This is a genomic window from Rhodococcus sp. NPDC127593 (genome assembly GCF_042671975.1).
GTDB lineage: Bacteria > Actinomycetota > Actinomycetes > Mycobacteriales > Mycobacteriaceae > Rhodococcus_F.
Genome location: NZ_JBHXWI010000006.1, coordinates 230901 through 249710 on the forward strand (window position 1 = coordinate 230901; position 18810 = coordinate 249710).

Below are 18810 nucleotides of genomic sequence, written 5' to 3' on the forward strand. Positions count from 1 at the left end.
CCGGTGTCCACGCTGCCCTCACCACTTCCTCCCACGGAACTCGCGGAGCTCGACGGCCCGCAACTGTCCGCTCTCGCACTGGTTCTGCTCGGCAGCGACCTCGACGAAGCCGTGGTCGCCCGAGTACTCGACGTCGAACCCGATCGTGCCCGTGCCGCTGTCGACGCGCTCCGCTCGGACGGCTGGGTCGACGAACGGGACACGCTGGTTCTCGCGGACCACACGCATCTCACGACAACGCTCGGCGAGAACCGGCTGAACACGCTCGCTCGCCGCCTGCTCACCCATCACGTCGACGGCGGAACGCTCACGCTTCCCGTCGCCCGCGCGGTCGCCGCGACCGGCACACCGAGCGACGAACTGAGCCAATTCCTCTGCGCCCAGGCCGAACTCGCCGAACCGGCCACCGCCGTCGCGCTGTACGCCGAAGCCGGCCGGGTCGGCAGGCTCGCCGACAGTGCCGTCGTCGCCTACGCCGAGGCCTGCGCCCTGAACGGCGACCTCGACACCGCGGTCGGCCTGGCCGATTCGGTCCTCGAACGGTCCGGCACCGTCGCCGATCCGGCACTCGCTGCGGCCGTCAGGATTTCGGCCGCAGGCGCCGCGTTCTGCGGCATGATCGATCGCAGCGCCGAACTGTACGCCTGGCTCGGCGCCGACCGGGCGGGCGCCGACGCCTCCCTCGCCGCCTCCGTCCTGGTGGTCGCGGGGCGACTCGACGACGCCGAAGCCGTCCTCGCCACCAGCGCGGGCGCACCCCCCACCGCCGCCACCGCCGGCGCCGCACTCGTCGCGACCGGACTCGTCCAGTCGGTGACCGCGTCCGCCAACGCGGCACTGAACTCACTGACGCGTGCGCTGTCGCTGCCCGGACGCGCGTCCCGGCCACGGGTGCTGCCCGACTCCCCCGCCGCGATCACCGCCCTCGCCGCCCTCCACTGCGGCGAACTCGCCCACGCGGACACCGTCCTCGCCCGGGCACGCGGCGCCGAACGGCCCGGCAGTGTCACCGCGAACCGGCATCAGCTGCTCACCGCCTGGACGTCCATGGTCCGCGGCGACCTCGCCGCGGCGCAGTCCCGGCTCGACAGCCTCGACGCCGGGTCGATGCGGCAGCGCGATCTGCTGTTCGTCCACGGCCTGCGGGTCGGGCTGGCCCGGCGCACCGGCGACAACGCGGCACTGCTCCAGGCCTGGGCGGGCGCGCAGGGCGTCCTCGCCGAGTATTCGGTGGACCTGCTGAGCCTGCTGCCGCTCGGCGAACTGTGGCTGACGTCGATCCGGGTCGGCGAACCCGCCCGGATCACCCACCTCGTCGAGGACGCGCAGTCGTTGCTGCGGACGCTCGGCGAGCCGGCGATGTGGGGATCGGCGCTGCACTGGTACGGCGTGCAGGCCTCGATCCTCGCCGAATGCCCCGCAGACCTGATGCCCCACGCCCGCGCGCTCGGCGAGGCCGCCAAGGTCAGCACGTACGCGTCCGGGCTCGCCACCGCCGGTCGCGCCTGGCTGCGCGTGCTGCAGGGCGACATCGACGCCGCCTCCGTCGAGGACGCGGCCCGCACCCTCGACCGGATCGGCCTGCCGTGGGACGGTGCGCGCCTCGCGGGCGAAGCCGCGCTGCGCGCGTCCGATACGAGGGTCGCGACCACTCTCCTGCAGGTCGCGAGGGCCCTGCGGCAACCGACGTCCGTGGGCAACGGCGCCGACTCCGCGGTCGTGTCGAGTCCGAGCACGCCGGGGTCGCTCACCGACCGCGAGGCCGAGGTCGCCGAACTGCTCGTCCAGGGGCTGACGTACCGGGAGATCGGGTCACGCCTCTACATCTCCGCCAAGACGATCGAGCACCACGTGGCCCGGATCCGGCGGCGGCTGGGCGCCGGGTCGCGGTCGGAGCTGCTGTCGATGCTGCGTGCGATGGGCCACGGGTATTCCGCCGACTCCGGACCCGTGAGTACTTATTAACCGCGGGCGGTTGATAAGTACTCACGGGCGCCGGAGGCGCAGCAGCCCCGTGTAACCATTCGACTTCGGCAGGCGACACACTGTGCACATGGTGCGGTGACGCACTCCCTCGAACTGTGCCAGTAAGGATCTTCATGACCACCGGAGTCGGACTCACCGTCGGCGATTCGGTTTCCACAGCGGTGGTGACCGCTTCCGGAACCGATGTGAGGACGATCGAACACCCGTCCGTCCTGTTCACAGCCCCGGACGGCACGGTTCAACTCGGCGACCCCGGCACGGAATCGACCGGCGCCGTCCGCGACTTCCTGGGCCGCGTCGGTGAGCCCGCGGGCATCGAGTACGCCGGTTCGCTGACCCGCGCCGAGGACCTCGTCGCGACCGCGATGTTCTGTCTGTTCCGGGAGGCCGCGGACGGAACGTCCGGGACGGTGAAGGTCACCGCGACCCATCCGTCGGACTGGGCGCCGGAGATCGTGACGAAGCTGCGCGAATCCCTCGACTACATGGGTCTGGGCGAGGCGACTCTCGTCCCGGAGTCGGTGGCGCTCGCCGCCTCGCCGGAGTCCCCGGCCCACGGCGCGGCACTGCTGGCGGCCGGGCTGGCACTGACCGACGAGGACACGAGCGCCGACACCGAGTCGATTCCGATCGTCGAGGCCCCCATGCACACCGCGTACTCCGCCGTGACGGCGGTGCCCGCAGCCGCGGCCGCCTCCGACGCGTATCCGCCCGCCGAGACCGAGGCGTCCGCTGCCGCGAGCGCCCCGAACCCACCCGCCAAGCGCACGGACCGTCGGCCGCTGATCATCGCGGGTGCCGCCGCGGCCGCGCTGGTGGTGGCCGGCGGGGCGCTCGCGTTCGCGCTCACCGGCAACGGCAGCACCGCGGTCCCGTCGATCCAGGACGCCCAGACCGCGTCGGTGACGACGTCGAGCGCCCGACCCACGCCTGCCGCACCCGCGGTCTTCCCGACTGCGAGCACGCAGGAGGTGGCCGTGACGACGGAAGTTGAGGCCCCGATCCCGGTCGCTCCCCCGCCTGCACCGGTGGAGACGACATCCGTGTTCGTGCCGCCGCCTCCGCCCTCGACGACGCCGGAGATCACCCTTCCCTCGATCACCACGGTCACGCAGACGACCACGCCGACGACGACCGCAACAGCAACCACCACCACGACAACGACTCCGCCGGAGACGACCACGACGACGAAACCCGCGGCCGCGACCACCACCACGACGACGACCGCGAAGCCGGCTCTGAAAAGCCCAGGTGAGTGAGGCTCTAGTCACACCTCCCAGTCCGTCTGACTCGTCCGTAGCTTAAGGTGGGGCGCTGATACCCACCCCAGAAGGAATCCTCAGTGAACGGATTCCGTGCAGAAGGGATTTCATGCGTAACGTGCTGGCGCACCGCGCCGCTGTTGTAGGCGCCTCGGCAATGCTTCTTTTCTTCCCGTTTTCCACTGCCGCCCAGGCCGACCCTGTTACGCAGCCCGACACCACTCAGCTGAGCGCCGACAAGTTGCCGGCCGAACTCGTCGAGGCCATCACCCGCGACCTGAAGATCAGCCCGCAGGAGTACCTCGACCGCGCCGCGAAGGCACAGGAGCTGGGTAGTTACGCCGAGGACTTCCGGGAGCAGCATCCCGACGACTTCGCCGGCGCCTGGATCGGCCTCGACGGCCAGCCCGTCGTCGCGGTCACGACGAACGAGGCCGCCGACGCCGCAGCGAAGGCCGGGTACACCACCCGCATCGCGCCCGTGTCCGCGAACGGCCTGGAGAAGACCCTCTCCGACGTGAACGGCTGGATCGCGGGACTGCCGAAGGACGTGGCTTCCCAGGTCAACTCAGCGTCGATCGACGTCCTCGAGAACCGCGTCGTCATCGACGTCGTGAACAGCCCCATCGGCCAGGCGCTGAACCTGCCGACGCTGCTCGCCAACGTCAAGGTCATGCTGAGCCCCGGTGGCGGCGGTCCGGTCGAGAGGGGTCCCCTCGCCGGTGACACCTACATCACCACCGCGGATGAGCTGCCGAAGACGCCGATCTCGGAGATCTCCGTCTGCTCGCTGGGTTTCAACGCCGTGGACGACAGCGGCCAGGCCGTGAACATCAGCGCCGGACACTGCAACCCCGCCGAGGGTCAGCCGTCGCCGGTGTTCCTCCCCAATCACCAGAACGTCGACGACAGCCAGCAGATCGGCGCGTTCTCGAAGTCGTCGGTGGGCAACCCGGCCGACAAGCTGGACTACTCGGTGATCAAGCTCAACGAGGCGGGCGTCAAGGCCGGTCTGGACCGTCCCGCGGTTCGCGGCGCGAACGGCACCACGCTGGAGATCACCGGCACCGCCCGGCCCGTCGTCGGCGCCCCGATCTGCAAGTCGGGTCAGACGTCGTCGTTCACGTGCGGCGTGGTGGCAGCCGATCACGTCGAGACGCAGCTGTTCGTCGCCGACGGTTCGAGCCGCGTGGTCAACGGTTTCGCCGGCACGGCCTGCACTCTGGCGGGTGACAGCGGCGGCGCCATCGTCACCGGAACCCTCGCGCTGGGTATCACCAGTGGTTCCAACGCCAGTGGCGCCCCCAACTGCACGGAGGCGAACCTGGTGCTGGCACCGGAGGGTGGCACCGCCAGCCTGGGCATCCCCGTCGCGGACATCGTGGACACGATCGGATCCGGGATGCGCGTGCGCACCATCTCCGACTAGTTCTCCACCGCTTCACCCTGTGCCCGGTGTCCGTTCCGCTCGGACATCGGGCACAGGTGTGTTCAGGCGTGGTGTCCGCTTTGTCCAGCTGCGTCGTCCACCGGGAGTGTTACAGGTGGGAATAGACGGGGCGAACCCATATAGTCGACTCCGACTGTGTACGGCCTTACCTGTCGGGGGGTCGTATTCGTATGCGCCCGCGAGGCAACTGCGAACAAACAAACATCAGAAAGGCCCCCATGCGAAGCTCCATCGCACGTCGTGCCGCCGTGTTCGGCTCCGCCGCGCTGCTGCTCCTCGGCCCGGTCGCCGCCTCCGCTCAGGCCGATCCGGTCGAGCCCGGAGTGTCCGGCCAGGCCGCCAGGCTTCCCGCGGAACTGATCGACGCGATCCAGCGTGATCTGTCGCTGAGCCCGGACCAGTACCTGGAGCACTCCGAGCTGGGCCAGAAGCTGGCCGAGTTCGCGAAGATCGCACGCATCCAGTTCCCGGACGCGTTCGCCGGAACCTGGCTCGACAACGCCGGCACCCCGATCGTCGGGCTCGCGGACGGTGCCGACAAGGACGCCGCCGTCGCCGCGGCCGAGAAGGCCGGCTTCCAGGTGAAGGATGTGGCACAGAGCGAGAGCAGCCTGCAGGCTCAGGTGAAGTCGCTCGACGGGTGGCTGGACACCCAGCCGCCCGCCGTCGCGGATCTCGTTCGCGGTGTGGCCATCGATATCGTGAACAACGATCTCGTGCTCCGCGCCGACAACGTGGGCGGGTTGCAGCTTCCGGACTTCCTGAAGGGCGCACGCGTCGTGCAGTCGCCTGCCACGGCCGCTCCGCTGCCGTCCACCGACCTCGCGCCCATCGCCGAACCGCTTCCCGCCGACGCCCTGCTGGGCGGCGACGCGTACGGCTCGCTCGGCGGCGGAGTCGGGCTGCGCTGCTCGCTCGGTTTCAACGGCACCGACAGCTCGGGCGGGCCGGTGAACATCACGGCAGGACATTGCGACCCGAACCGGGCCGCTGCCGGCACCTCGGAGGCATCGGAGGCGTTCTCCCTGGTCCCGGGTGGCACCGGTCCGCGGATCGGCACCTTCGCCAAGACCAGCCTGGACATCCACGACTACTCGATCATCCGGGCCGACGACAGCGCCGCACGCCGGTTCGAGAACAACGGCGTCCGGGTTCCCGGCGCAGCGCCGGTCGCCATCACCGGAACCGCCGACCCGATCGTCGGCGCCCCGGTGTGCAAGTCGGGTCTGACCACCGGTTTCACGTGCGGTCGCGTCACGTCGGTCGCGCAGACCGTCTCGGTCGGTGAGCGCACGCTGGCCGACAGCTTCTCGACGAGCATGTGCGCCCTGCAGGGCGACAGCGGCGGCACGATCGTGACGGGCACGCTGGCCCTCGGAATCTCGAGCGCCTCCAACGTCGGGCAGTACCCGGTCTGCCAGGTCGCGGACGTCGTCACGTTCGTCCTGGGCGAGAGCCCCGAGTTGTTCGCCACGCCGATCAACGAGGTGCTGGCGGAGAACCCGGGTCTGCGCGTGCGCACCTCGTAACGCACTCCACGGACGACAGCGGCCCGCTTCCCTCTCGGGGAGGCGGGCCGCTGTCCTCGGTAACCCGCTCAGGCGGCGTAGGGCCGGACCGCCCGGGCATCCCGCTGTATGACACGAGGACGGCTACGCCCCCGCCGGAATCGACACCATCGCCACCGAGGCCGACGTCTTGCCCACTTTCCAGGCCGCGCTCGACGCCGGGCAGGAGTCAGGACCGCGCCGGGTTCAGCACGCACTGGCGGACGCGTTCGCGCGACTGGACGCCTCCGGCCTGCTCCGTGTCGACGACCCACGCGGGGCCGCACACCATTTCGCCGGGGTCGCGGCCTTTCTCGACCGCTACCGAGCGCGCGCGAACTGATCAGGCGGTGGGCTCGGGCACGGGCGGAACGAACGGCGTGTTGATGGTGACGAGGTACTGGATTCCGAGGATCACCAGTGCGGCGCCGCCCACGAAAATGGTTCCGGCCAGTCCGCCGGCGGCGAATCCCGCCAGCAGCCCGCCGAGGCACCCGACCGGCGTGCCGATCACGGTCACGGCGAACAGGCCGCACCCGACCGCGAGACCGACGGCGCCGAAGATCACACCGAAGATCAGGCCGCCGATCAGCGTCGCGTAGCCGAGGTAGCTGTTGAAGTCGGCGAGCGCCGAGTCGTCACGCTCTTCCTGAGTGTCGAATCCGTCCTGCGCAACCGATTTCAGCGACGACGCGACGTCGGCGGGAACGTGCGGGGTGAGCGTCACCGTCCGCCCGTCGAGGTCGGCGTCGATCGGATAGACGGCGTCGCCGACTCGAATCGTCAGTGGCAGTGCAGCCACCACGTTGCCGCTGTCGTCCACCACCTCGATCGCTTCCCTGGTGTCGGTGATCCGGAAGGCGCCCGCGTCGATCGACGTGACGACGGACTCGCCCTCGGCGTGTGCCTCGTAGCCGATGTGGGACGAATCCTGCTGCGTCAGTGGAGCTGTGTGTGCGGTCCCGGCGGAGATCCCGAGGGAAGCGACGACGAGGAACGCTGCTCCGGTGACGGCCCGCAGGTTCCGTGCGAACCGGCCGCTCATGCCATGGGTTCCGGTGCGACGAACGGGCTGTTGATGGTGTTGAGGTACTGAATGCCCAGAACCACCAGGGCGCCACCACCGACGACGATGGTGCCGGCAAGCGCGACGACGGGCGCGACGATCAGCGCACCTCCGATGCACCCGGCGACCGGCCCGGCGAGGCCGAGGAACGGAATCACCAGCGCAGCCGTCCCGGGGATGATGCCGATCGCGCAGCCGATCGCCCCGCCGATGATGGCGGCGACGATCGCGGTGATCGCGCTCGTGATTCCGAGTTGCTGCTGGAAGTCGTCGAGTGCGCGGTCGTCGCGTTCCTGTTTGTCCTGCGGTGCGGCGACGTCGTCGAGGGTCAGCCGTTCCGAGACGGGGACGGGGGTCGCTGCCGACGGATCCATGTTCGGGACGAGTCGCAGGACGCGAGCGGACTCGTCGACCGCCACGGCGAAGGGATGCTGCAGGTCGTCGACCCGGAAGAACGTGGGAATGGAGGCGACGACGCGGCCGCCGTCGTCGACCACGTCGACGGTGTCGTTCGTGGCGTTGATCGAGAAGGCACCGGCGTCGAGGGTGGCCACAGCGGCGTCACCGTCGCGAGCGGTCTGGTAGTTGATGTTCGGGATGCCCTGTGCCGCACCCGACTGGGGTGCGGCGGCCGGATCGGCGTATGACGTGGCCGCCCCGACGCCCATCGCCGCAACGACGAGCATGGCTATGGCAGTAAACCGTCGGAGGTTCATCGAGATCCGTTTCGAGAGCAGCGCTGTGACGGACGAAGGTTAGCCTAAGCATGGGCTAGCCCGGCAGGTCAGCTCCGCCGGTGTGACGAGGTTCACTCCCGCGAGGCGCACAACGACGAACCGCCCGCCTCCGAGGGGAGGCGGGCGGCGTCCGAGGTACTGCGGGGGGTGCGGCTACTTCACCCACTTCGGGGTGCCGGAAGCCCGGCTCACATCCCGTGAAGACGTCAGAACAGCTTCGGTCCGACAGTCACGATCGTGATCACGTAACCGAAGATGTCGGCCAGGATGCCAAACAGTTCCGCCATGGATATTCACACCTCTCCTGGGCGCCTGCGCCCCTACAACCAGCTACTTCGCGCTCTTGCCGTTCTTCGCCCAGATCGTGGTTCCATCGGGCGCCGTCAGAGTCTGGGCCAGCTGAATACCCGCGATGACGAGCGTCGGCCCACCGACTATGACAGTTCCGGCAATCGCGCCGACTGCCGCGAATATGGGGACGGTCGCCAGCGCGACGGGCCCCGCAATCAGTCCGACCAATCCGATCGCGCCTCCGACGACGGTGCCGGCCAGCCCACCGACTGCCGAGGCCAGTGCAAGTTGCTGACCGAAATTAGTCTGCGCACGCGTGTTTTCCTCGACCGAAGCAACGTCGCCCAGCGGGAAGTCAGCATCGGCGATCGGCGTCGCCTTCGCGCGATCGACGACCGGGGTCAAAGTGAGAGTTTTGCCGTCCTCGCTGACCTTCTCATCGAAGGGGAACTGCAGACCATCGAAGCGGTACGCGAGGGGCAGCGAGACAACCGCATTTCCGGCGCCGTCTTCGAGCGCAACAGATTGCCCGTCCGACGACACCACGAAAGCACCCGCGTCGATCTTCGTGACGACGGCACGATCTTCCACTCGAGTCTCGTAGCCGATCTGCCCCTGAGGCTCAGCCGGATCAGCAGCCGCAATCCCGGATCCTGCGGCGAAGACACTCGCCACCAAAGCCGATGTCGTGACGACTCGACGCAACTTCATTCGGTTCCCCTTTTAAGTCCAACCCCATCCGTTGCTAAACAGTAACTTGCTGATGTAAAAGATCCCAATTGAGTCACGAGTCGAGAAAAGCGCTCGGAAAATAGTCGGCGAGGGGCTTTGAAATTATGCCCTCGGGCGGCACCGAGACCGAATTCCAAGAATGGCACCGGTCACTGATTCAGTTATCCAGACACAAAGCGGGGAACCGGTCGGTTTCCTTGCGGGTGGCCCTGCACACACGACTCGGCCCCGCCGTACGAGTCACGACGGGGCCGGGCGGTGAGGCGAGGGCTCTACTCGCCCCTATCCGCGTAGATCGACGTCCCCGGAGCGGCGTTGTACGTCTCCCACAACTGGTACGCACTGACCCCGAGAGTGGGACCGCCGGCGACGATGGTTCCAACAACCCCGCCGATACCGGCTCCGGTCACGAGTCCGGCGACACAACCAGCGGGAAGTGTTGCAATACAGCCGATTCCGGCCCCGGCAATGGTTCCGATCAGGCTTCCGACAGTAACGGCAATGCCGACCTGTGCACCGAACTGACCGAACGCCCTGTCATTCTCCTCGCGGGACGCGACGTCGTGGAACGGCAGCGAAGGAACCGCGGGCGCGGCCGTTGCCGGAACAGGCGCCGCAGGAGCAGGTGCTGCGACCGGTCCCGCATGTGATACTCCGGCGGCCAGACCCATGGCGGCCACCGCCATGCTTGCCGTCACTGCAGCTTTTCTCACGATCATTGATGCCTCATTTCAGGAGGGTCCCGACGAAGTTCTGGTGTGATCGAAGTGCACTGCTCGGCCAACCGGGCGGCCGCTGGCCAGGGCCGGAAAACACGCTCAGAGTAACAGCGGAATCACGGCCGAAATGTTCATTGACGAAAAATTCATCGCACCTGTAAGTTACCGGCCAGTAGCACACCGGATGAGAGTAATTCGCGCGAATTACACGCCATGAATTACGTCACTCGGGAAGATTTTCGGCAGCCCGGCGTGAGCCCGCAGACTATTTAGCCGTCGTTATCCGGCCGCAATACAACCGGTTCGAATTCGTGACGAAAACGACCTCCGGAGCAGTTTCACGAAGCAGCCCGGACGGCCTCCGGCGGCTGTCGGCCGAAGTTAGGGCGACCTTGGGCGAACGCCCCGATTCCGACCCTTTAACGTGGCGAAGAGAAAGTCCGATTGTGGCATGCACCACATGCCCCATCGGCGCCCCAGCTGCAGATATCCCGCTGAACACCGGTAAGTTACCCACAGGTAGGCTACTTAAGTTACTAACGGGTAACTTAGCAAGCGTTAGGATCACGAGCAGTCCCGAGGTGGCCGCCCTGCCGCCCTGAAACGAAAGGCCGCGACATGAATGCCCTGACGATCACGTTGGGCACCATCGGCGTGCTGCTGAGCCTCGTATGTTGGTTCTCCTTCATCACTGGCGCATTGAAGATGGTCAACGTCGTCCGGATCGGCCAGTCGGCCCCCGACCGATGGCGGCCCTTCTTCCCGCGCTTCAAGCAGATGTGCATCGAGTTCATCGCGCACACCCGCATGAGCAAGTTCCGCACCGTCGGCTGGGCTCACTGGCTGGTCATGGTCGGCTTCATGCTCGGAGCCATCGTGTGGTTCGAGGCGTACGGGCAGACATTCGACCCGGCGTTCCACTGGCCGCTGGTCGGTAACACCGCCGTCTACCACTTCATCGATGAGATCCTGGGCCTCGGCACGGTCATCGGTATCACCACGCTGATCGTGATCCGCCAGCTCAACCACCCCCGCGTGCCCGCCCGGCTGTCCCGTTTCAGTGGCTCCGATTTCAAGGCCGCGTACTTCGTCGAGGCCGTCGTCCTCATCGAGGGCCTGGGCATGATCTTCGTGAAGGCCGGCAAGATCGCCACTTACGGCCACGCAAACCCGTGGACCGACTTCTTCACGATGAACCTCGCGAAGCTGCTGCCCGCGAGCCCGAACATGGTCGCGTTCTTCGCCTTCGTCAAGCTGATGTCGGGCATGATCTGGCTCTACGTCGTCGGACGCAACATCACCTGGGGTGTCGCCTGGCACCGCTTCGCGGCGTTCGCGAACATCTACTTCAAGCGTGAGGACGACGGCGACGTCGCCCTCGGTGCGGCCAAGCCCATGATGTCCCAGGGCAAGCCCATCAACATGGAGGACGCCGATCCCGACAACGACACGTTCGGCGCCGGCAACATCGAGGACTTCTCCTGGAAGGGCTGGCTGGACTTCACCACCTGCACCGAGTGCGGTCGCTGCCAGTCACAATGCCCCGCGTGGAACACCGGCAAGCCGCTGTCCCCGAAGCTGCTCATCACGTCGCTGCGCGACCACGGTTACGCGAAGGCCCCGTACCTGCTGGCCGGTGGCCGCAAGGACATGGGCGGCGACGAGGTCGGCCTGGTGAACGGCGAAGGCGCCGTGGACGAGGCGAAGCTGGCCGCGATCCCCGAGGCCGCGCGCCAGGAGGCCGAGCGCAAGCTGGTCGGCGAAACCGTCGAAGGCGAGCTGGCCCCGGTCATCGACGCCGAGACGCTGTGGAGCTGCACCAACTGTGGCGCATGTGTCGAGCAGTGCCCCGTCGACATCGAGCACGTCGACCACATCATCGACATGCGCCGCTACCAGGTGCTGATCGAATCGGAGTTCCCGTCCGAGCTGGCCGGCTTGTTCAAGAACCTCGAGAACAAGGGCAACCCCTGGGGCCAGAACTCCAAGGACCGTCTCAACTGGATCAACGAGATGGACTTCGAGATCCCGGTGTTCGGCCAGGATGCAGACAGCTTCGAGGACTACGAGTACCTCTTCTGGGTCGGCTGCGCCGGCGCCTACGAGGACCGCGCCAAGAAGACCACCAAGGCCGTCGCCGAGCTGCTCGCCACCGCCGGCGTCAAGTTCATGGTGCTCGGCGCCGACGAGACGTGCACCGGTGACTCCGCTCGCCGCGCAGGTAACGAATTCCTGTTCCAGCAGCTCGCCATGCAGAACATCGAGTTGCTGAACTCGGTCTTCGACGGCGTCGAGCAGCGCAAGCGCAAGATCGTCGTCACGTGCGCCCACTGCTTCAACGCGCTCGGCAACGAGTATCCGGAGGTCGGCGGGGAGTACGAGGTGGTTCACCACACTCAGCTGCTCAACCGCCTGGTCCGCCAGAAGAAGCTGATTCCGGTCGCGTCCGTCGGTGAGGACGTCACCTACCACGACCCCTGTTTCCTCGGCCGCCACAACAAGGTCTACGACGCTCCCCGCGAGCTGATGGAGGCCTCCGGCGCCAAGCTGAAGGAAATGCCCCGTCACGGCGAACGGTCCATGTGCTGTGGTGCCGGTGGTGCCCGCATGTGGATGGAAGAGAACATCGGCAAGCGCATCAACATCGACCGGGTCGACGAGGCGCTCAGCACGGATCCGAAGAAGATCGCGACCGGCTGCCCGTTCTGCCGCGTCATGCTCACCGACGGTGTCACCGCTCGCCAGGAGTCCGGCCAGGGCGAGGGCGTCGAGGTCGTCGACGTCGCCCAGCTGATGCTCTCGTCCATCACGCGTCTCGAGCCCGAGAAGCTGAGCGAGAACATCAAGGTCATCCCCCGCGAGAAGCCGGCCGAACCGGCCGCGGCCGAGGCCAAGGCTGAGGTCGTCGAGAAGGAGCGCGTCGAAGAGGTCGAGGAGGCCGCTGCAACGCCGGCTGCCACGGAGGCTCCGGCGGGCAAGGGCCTGGCGATGAAGGGCCTGGCCAAGGCACCCGGGGCGAAGGCTGCCGGCGCCAAGGCGCCCGGTAAGGGGCTCGGCATGGCGGGCGGGGCGAAAGCTCCCGGCGCCAAGAAGGCTGCTCCCGCTCCGGCCGATGCCGGTACGGAGGCGCCCGCTGCGGAGGCACCCAAGCCCAAGGGCCTCGGACTCGCCGGCGGCGCGAAGGCACCGGGCGGCAAGGGTCTGCAGATGAAGGGTGCCGCCAAGGCTCCCGGCGCGAAGGCCGCCGCTCCGGCCGCCGATGCACCGGCGGCAGAGGCTCCCGCAGCGGAAGCCCCTGCTCAGGATGCCCCCGCGGTGAAGCCGAAGGGACTCGGACTCGCGTCCGGCGCCAAGGCACCGGGCAAGGGTCTGCAGATGAAGGGCAAAGCGAAGGCTCCCGGCGCGAAGGCCGCTCCCGCGGACGCTCCGGCCGAGCCGGCAGTCGCCGAACCCCAGGCTGCCGAACAGCAGGTCGCCGACACCTCCTCCGCTCCGGAGGCCCCCGCGGCCGAGGCGGCGAAGGCTCCCCCGGCGGCGAAGGCCGGTGGGCTCGGTTTCAAGAGCGGCGCGAAGGCTCCCGGAGCCCGCAAGGCCGCAGCCCCCAAGGCCGCAGCGCCGACGGCCGAGGCACCGACGGCCGAGGCTCCCCCGGCTGAAGCCCCGAAGGTCGAGGCAACCGAGACCGCGGCTCCGGAGGTCGAGGAGTCGAACGGCGACGGATCCAACGGCAGGGCACCGGAGACGGTGAAGGCTCCGCCAGCGGCCAAGCCTGGCGGACTCGGTTTCAAGGCAGGCGCGAAGGCACCCGGCCGGAAGAGCTAGCCGACAGCAGTGAACGGCAGCGCCCCCACCGTGATCGGTGGGGGCGCTGCCGTTTTCCGTGACGACCTCACTGTCGGCTCGCGCACTCACCGAGATCTGACCTACCGCGGTCCGGTGCCGCCGCGTCCCGGCGTTCCGCCGCCCATCGGCTGGGCGGGCGCCGGGTTCTGCACGGTGTATTCCTGCACGGTGTCGTCCTGCGCAGTCTCGTCGGCGGAAGATTCCTGTTCGACGGACGAGGTTGTGGTGGTCGTCGCGGAGGGCGTGTCGTCCTGGCCGATCAGTTGGGTCGCCGCCGCGCCTGCGCCGAGGAGGATAAGCGCGGCGGCGCTCGCCGCGACCATCCATCCCCGGATACCCGACCTCGGCGTCTTCCTCACCGGCACACTGGTCGGCACCGCGACGACTGTTGCGGTCGGCGCGACACGCCGGGTCGGCGCCTCGGGCAATGCGGACGGAGGCAGCACGCGCGAGGACGCTGCCGCCACGATCGGTCGCGGCGCCGCCAGTGGTTTCACCCGCGGTCCCGGTGCCGACATCACCCGGGAACCCGACTGTTGGAGCGATGCCCGCTCGGCGATCACCGCCGCGCCGCGGGCGGACGCCGTCGCCGGCTCGGGTGAGACGACGAGCGGGACGTCCACGGCCGTCGAGAGCAGTTCCGTCACGAGCGGAACCGCTGCTCCGCCGCCGAGGAGGACGACAGCGTCGACGGGGGTGCCGGTCTCGGCGAGACGTTCGAGTTCACGTGCCACCATGTTCGCGGCGCGGATGAGTGCTCCGCGGATGACTTCTTCGAATTCGGAACGCATGACACGTATCTGGCGTCGGATCCCGGGAAGCTCGACGGTCACCACGGCAGAGGTGTCCTGCGACAACCGCTCTTTCGCAATCCGGCAGCGGGCGGCGAGTTCGGTCAGCGCACCGCGGTGGGCGGGATCGTCGACGTCGACGTCCGGGTTCGCGCTCGATACGAGCTCCACCACATGTCCCATCAGCAGCCGGTCGGCGTGGTCTCCGCTGAAGTCAGTGCTCCGCGTCGATCGGACCACGCCGAAATCGGCGCCGCGCCTCGTCGCCAGGGTCAGGTCGAGGGAATGGGCCCCGACGTCGCACAGCAGCAGCGTTGCGAAGTCGTCGAGTTTCTCGACCCGGGAGATCCACGCGAGTGCCGCAGTGGTTTCGGGGATCACGGTGACGGTGCGATTCTGCTGGAGACCCCAGCGGCGGATCTCGTCTTCGAGTTCCTCGACGGCGTATCCCGACCAGGCCGCCGGAGCCGCGACCACCACATGGTCGAGCGCCGGGGTGCGGCCACGAATGAGGCAGTCGAGCGCGGTGGTCACCAATTGCACGGCCGGGGTCCGGGTCCCGTCGTCGCCGATCACCGGAACGGGATCACCGACCCTGTCGATGAAATCACGAAACACGATGCTGCCCTGAGGAATCGGTCCGCTACGGTGCGGGCCGAGTGCGGGTGGGCTGCTCGACGACAGCGCGAGTTCGGCCGAGTGCCGCACCACCGTGAATCCGTCGTGCTCCTGGTGCGTCTGCGATTCACTGTGCATCTGTGCGGAAACGAACGAGTCGGAACCCATACTGATCCCCATCGATGTCCGCATGTCGTGATCTCCGTTCCGTGGTGACGGCAGGTGCCTTCCCTGCTGATCGAAACGCTAGACCGCATTCCTGTGCCGACCGCTGTGTGCTTCCTGCGATGTTCCTGTGTACGTGGGCTTCGCGGGCCCCTAGGGAAGGTGCAGCGTCCTCCCATGGTCTTCCCAGGAACGGCCCATAACGTCGTCGGCAGTCGCCTCGAAGGGGGCAACCCCGAGATGAAGGAGCACTCATGACGAGAAGCGAAATCCACCCATCGGCCGTCCTCGATCACGACGTCCCCGCCCCGCACGCCGCGATCGTGCAGGCACCGCAGCCCGACCTGGGCGGCGCACCCCCTGCGGCGGACCTTCTGCGCAACGGCCTCGACGGACTCCTGCGCGACCTCCGCCCGGCGAACCCCTCCGGCGGAGAAGCTGCTCAGCACGCTGCGCCGCAGCAGAATTCGCAGCCGTCCGACGAATCCCGCCACGAAGCACAGCACAACAACAGCGGCCGCGACGACCACACCGCCGACCAGGGCCGTCAAGACACCCAACACCATGACACAAGCAACCAGGACCACCAGAACGCCACCGACCACGACGAACGCACCGACACCCACAATGTTGCGGCCGCGGGCCACGAGAATGCACAGGCCGGCCCATCGACTTCGTTCGGTAACGCCGGTCGCGGCGAGTCGTCGATGAACCAGGCCGGCGCTTCCGCGACTCAGCCCGCGTTCAATCAGGGCAACCCGGTTGCGACGCAGCCGTCGACTCTGGCGCCGACGACGTCGGTGTCGTCACCGACGTCGCCCGCCGCCATGCAGCCTGCTGCAGCAAGTCCGGCCATGGGTGCGGCGCCGGCAACGGCGACGTCCGGGGCCCAGCCGATCACGGCGACGCCGGTATCGACCCACTCCGATGCGGCGGTGACGTCGCAGCCCCTCGACGCGACGATCCGGCAGACCAACACCGAACCGGCGTCCGTGTCCGCGACATCCACGCAGAATCAGAATCAGGTTGCGGATCAGCAGAATACGCGGAGTTCGGAGCCCACATCGACCTCCGCCGACGAGGGCACGCGAGCAGCGGGGACGGCGTCCGACTCGGCCACGCAGAACGCGACCGCACCCACCGCGGATCTCGGCGGGTCCCAGACGACGGCAGCATCGTCCACCGCGACCGACGACCATGCGACGGCCACCGCGACCCAGACACCGGAGGCGACCACCACGGCCACAGCGACCACCACCGCAGCAACGGCACCGGCCGCCGACCTCGGCCAGTCCCAGGAGACCAGCCCGTCCACGGCTGTCACCACCACCGCGGCGACCACTGATGTCTCATCGGCGGATCACACGTCCTCGAACACGGGTTTCGGCAACGACACCGCGACAACCGACAGCGCGATCACCCACACCACGACGACCGACCTGACGAATGCGACCGATACCGCAACGACCTTCGACACGGCGACCACAAACGACTCCGGCACCACGTACGACTCCAGCACCTCCTACGACTCCAGCACCGCGCTCGACACCGGCCCGTCACTCGACGCGACGAGCGCGACGAGCCTCGCGTCGGGGTTGACGACCGATGCCGGCACCACTCTCGACACCCACGATCAGAGCCTGACTGCGACGACGACCGTCGACCAGCACGTGTTCTGACCTCGACGTGGCGGGCCCACCGACTCCCCTGCACGTGGGCCCGCCACACCCCTCTCCCGACCGTCCGTCACCCACTCTTGCGGAGATCATGAACGCCACCCTCGAATCCCCAGCCGTCACCACCCCTTCGCGCCCGAATCTTCCTGCCGAGACCACGGCGTCGATGGCGGCGCTGCTGGCGCAGCTCGCGGCGCTCACCCGAACTGCGGGTCGCGGCGATCTCCTGAGCCGGCTGTCGCACACCGAGTCTCGTCTCGCCGATCCGCGGACGCGGGTCGTGGTGCTCGGCCTGACCGACAAGGGTGTCAGTTCGGTGGCAGGTGCGCTCGTCGATGCGGACGTGTCGGCGGCGGCGCAGTCCCGCCACGAGCCGGTAGTCGTCGAGTACGGGCCTGTCGCGTCGGACCCGGATTCGACGGTCACTCTCCCCCACGACCTGCTGGCCGAGGGTCTGGTGTTGGTCGACGCACCCGGATTCTCCGGTCACGCTCCCGCCCGCGCCGCGGACACCCTGGCACTCGTCCCCACGGCCGATGCGGTGCTGTTCGTGTCCGATGCGAGTCAGGAATACACCGAACCCGAGATCGCTCTGCTCACCCAGGTCCACAAGCTGTGCCCGATGGTGATCTGCGTCGTCAACAAGATCGACTTCTATCCACACTGGGCGGACATCCAGAAGGCCAACCGCACCCACCTGCAGAATGCTGACCTACCACTGCCGCTGCTACCGGTGTCCGCACTGATGCACGCGGACGCCCGCGAGGCCGGCGACGACGCGCTCGACGTCGAATCCGGCATCCCGCAGCTGGTCGACTACCTGCGCAATCAGGTCGTCGCACAGGCGGACGTCGTGCTCCGCAATTCGGTGATCGCCGATGTTCGCACCGTCACCGACCATCTCTCGCTGTCGTTGAGCGCCGAACTGGATGCGCTGCGCGATCCGCAGCGTGGCGCCGCGCTGCTCGAACAGATGACCCGGGCCCGCGCGGCAGCGGATCAGCTCCGGCAGCGCTCCGCGAACTGGCAGTACACGCTGGCCGACGGCGCGATCGAGTTGATGACGGACATCGAGCACGACTTGCGTCATCGTCTGCGCACCGTCATCCGCGCGGCCGAGGAGGACATCGGCAAGTCCGACCCGGCACCGCGATGGGAGGAGTTCGGTTCCTGGCTCGACGGCGAGATCGCGACGTGTGTGCGGGAGAACTTCGTGACGGCCCACACCCGTTCGCAGGCCCTCGCCCTCTCGGTCGCGCAACGTTTCGCCGAGGACGGCAAGGTACCGGTTCCCGCGCTCCGAATCGGCAACGTGGATCATGTGCTCGAACCGGTCAACACCCTCGAATCCCTCGAGAGCGCGCAGGGTTTCACACAACGCGTCCTCTCCAGCATGCGTGGGTCGTACGGCGGCGTGCTGATGGTCGGACTCGTCACGAGCCTCGCGGGCCTGGCACTGGTGAATCCCTTCTCGATCGGCGCGGGAGTTCTGCTCGGCGCCAACACGTATCGCGAGGATCGCAAGGCGCGGACCGCCCGCAGGCAGGCGGAGGCGAAGGTGGCGGTGTCGCGGTTGATGGACGATGTGATCTTCCAGGTGGGCAAGGAGTCGAAGCAGCGGCTGCGCGAGGTGCAGCGCGTCCTGCGCGACCATTTCACCGACCTGGCCAACGAGATGCTCCGATCCGTCGACGATTCCCTACGTGCGGCGACGGACGCGTCGAAGATGCACGACGATCACCGTGCGACGCGGTCGGCGCAGATCCGCACGGAACTCGACACACTGCGGCAGATCCGAATGCAGGCCGCCGGATTCGCGGGGCAGGTGGCGGCATGAGTTGCCCTGTGTCAAGCCGCCGGTTGTTGGTGGGCGATCAGTCGTTGGAGGGCGCCGTGTTTGTCCGGGTCGTAGGCGAGGTTGTCCTGC

The 18810-nt window shown here is 68.0% G+C and carries 13 protein-coding genes; 8 read left to right on the forward strand and 5 right to left on the reverse strand.

Annotated features, from left to right (window positions below; all coding sequences use genetic code 11):
• The first annotated feature begins 3 nt into the window (after positions 1-3).
• The 5 genes from ACFVJ3_RS07760 to ACFVJ3_RS07780 all read left to right on the forward strand — a co-directional run bounded on the left by ACFVJ3_RS07760 (position 4) and on the right by ACFVJ3_RS07780 (position 6588).
• Positions 4-1965, forward strand: coding sequence for a LuxR C-terminal-related transcriptional regulator (locus ACFVJ3_RS07760; protein ID WP_378451510.1), 1962 nt, complete (start codon positions 4-6; stop codon positions 1963-1965).
• Positions 1966-2099: 134 nt separating this feature from the next.
• Positions 2100-3245: a hypothetical protein gene (locus ACFVJ3_RS07765; protein ID WP_378451511.1), complete on the forward strand. Its 1146-nt coding sequence runs from the start codon at positions 2100-2102 to the stop codon at positions 3243-3245.
• A 112-nt stretch (positions 3246-3357) separates the two neighbouring features.
• Positions 3358-4677: a S1 family peptidase gene (locus tag ACFVJ3_RS07770; RefSeq protein WP_378451512.1), complete on the forward strand. Its 1320-nt coding sequence runs from the start codon at positions 3358-3360 to the stop codon at positions 4675-4677.
• Between the two features lie 239 nt (positions 4678-4916).
• The gene (locus ACFVJ3_RS07775) at positions 4917-6227 is read left to right on the forward strand and encodes a S1 family peptidase (RefSeq protein ID WP_378451513.1); all 1311 of its coding nucleotides are present in this window, start codon (positions 4917-4919) and stop codon (positions 6225-6227) included.
• 169 nt (positions 6228-6396) lie between these two features.
• The gene (locus ACFVJ3_RS07780) at positions 6397-6588 is read left to right on the forward strand and encodes a TetR/AcrR family transcriptional regulator C-terminal domain-containing protein (protein WP_378451514.1); all 192 of its coding nucleotides are present in this window, start codon (positions 6397-6399) and stop codon (positions 6586-6588) included.
• Here the strand turns inward: ACFVJ3_RS07780 and ACFVJ3_RS07785 are convergent, their stop codons facing one another.
• The 4 genes from ACFVJ3_RS07785 to ACFVJ3_RS07800 form a co-directional block, all read right to left on the reverse strand.
• Complete coding sequence (locus ACFVJ3_RS07785; RefSeq protein ID WP_378451515.1) at positions 6589-7290, reverse strand: hypothetical protein; 702 nt, start codon at positions 7288-7290, stop codon at positions 6589-6591. It lies immediately after the preceding gene.
• Positions 7287-7997: a hypothetical protein gene (locus ACFVJ3_RS07790; protein ID WP_378451516.1), complete on the reverse strand. Its 711-nt coding sequence runs from the start codon at positions 7995-7997 to the stop codon at positions 7287-7289. Before ACFVJ3_RS07790 ends, ACFVJ3_RS07785 begins: the two co-directional genes overlap by 4 nt.
• A 381-nt stretch (positions 7998-8378) precedes the next feature.
• Complete coding sequence (locus ACFVJ3_RS07795; protein ID WP_378451517.1) at positions 8379-9050, reverse strand: ammonium transporter; 672 nt, start codon at positions 9048-9050, stop codon at positions 8379-8381.
• Positions 9051-9343: 293 nt separating this feature from the next.
• Positions 9344-9790, reverse strand: coding sequence for a hypothetical protein (locus ACFVJ3_RS07800; RefSeq protein WP_378451518.1), 447 nt, complete (start codon positions 9788-9790; stop codon positions 9344-9346).
• Between the two features lie 618 nt (positions 9791-10408).
• Here ACFVJ3_RS07800 and ACFVJ3_RS07805 point away from each other — a divergent pair.
• Positions 10409-13612: a heterodisulfide reductase-related iron-sulfur binding cluster gene (locus ACFVJ3_RS07805; RefSeq protein ID WP_378451519.1), complete on the forward strand. Its 3204-nt coding sequence runs from the start codon at positions 10409-10411 to the stop codon at positions 13610-13612.
• Between the two features lie 101 nt (positions 13613-13713).
• On the opposite strand, the gene ACFVJ3_RS07810 is transcribed toward ACFVJ3_RS07805, so the two are convergent.
• Positions 13714-15234 carry an Hsp70 family protein gene (locus tag ACFVJ3_RS07810; protein WP_378451520.1) on the reverse strand — a complete coding sequence of 507 codons (1521 nt, stop codon included), beginning with the start codon at positions 15232-15234 and terminating at the stop codon, positions 13714-13716.
• 227 nt (positions 15235-15461) lie between these two features.
• On the opposite strand from ACFVJ3_RS07810, the gene ACFVJ3_RS07815 reads away from it, so the two are divergent.
• Both ACFVJ3_RS07815 and ACFVJ3_RS07820 read left to right on the forward strand, forming a co-directional pair.
• Complete coding sequence (locus ACFVJ3_RS07815) at positions 15462-16886, forward strand: hypothetical protein (protein WP_378451521.1); 1425 nt, start codon at positions 15462-15464, stop codon at positions 16884-16886.
• Positions 16887-16974: 88 nt separating this feature from the next.
• Positions 16975-18720, forward strand: coding sequence for an Isoniazid-inducible protein iniA (locus tag ACFVJ3_RS07820; RefSeq protein ID WP_378451522.1), 1746 nt, complete (start codon positions 16975-16977; stop codon positions 18718-18720).
• Positions 18721-18810 lie beyond the last annotated feature (90 nt).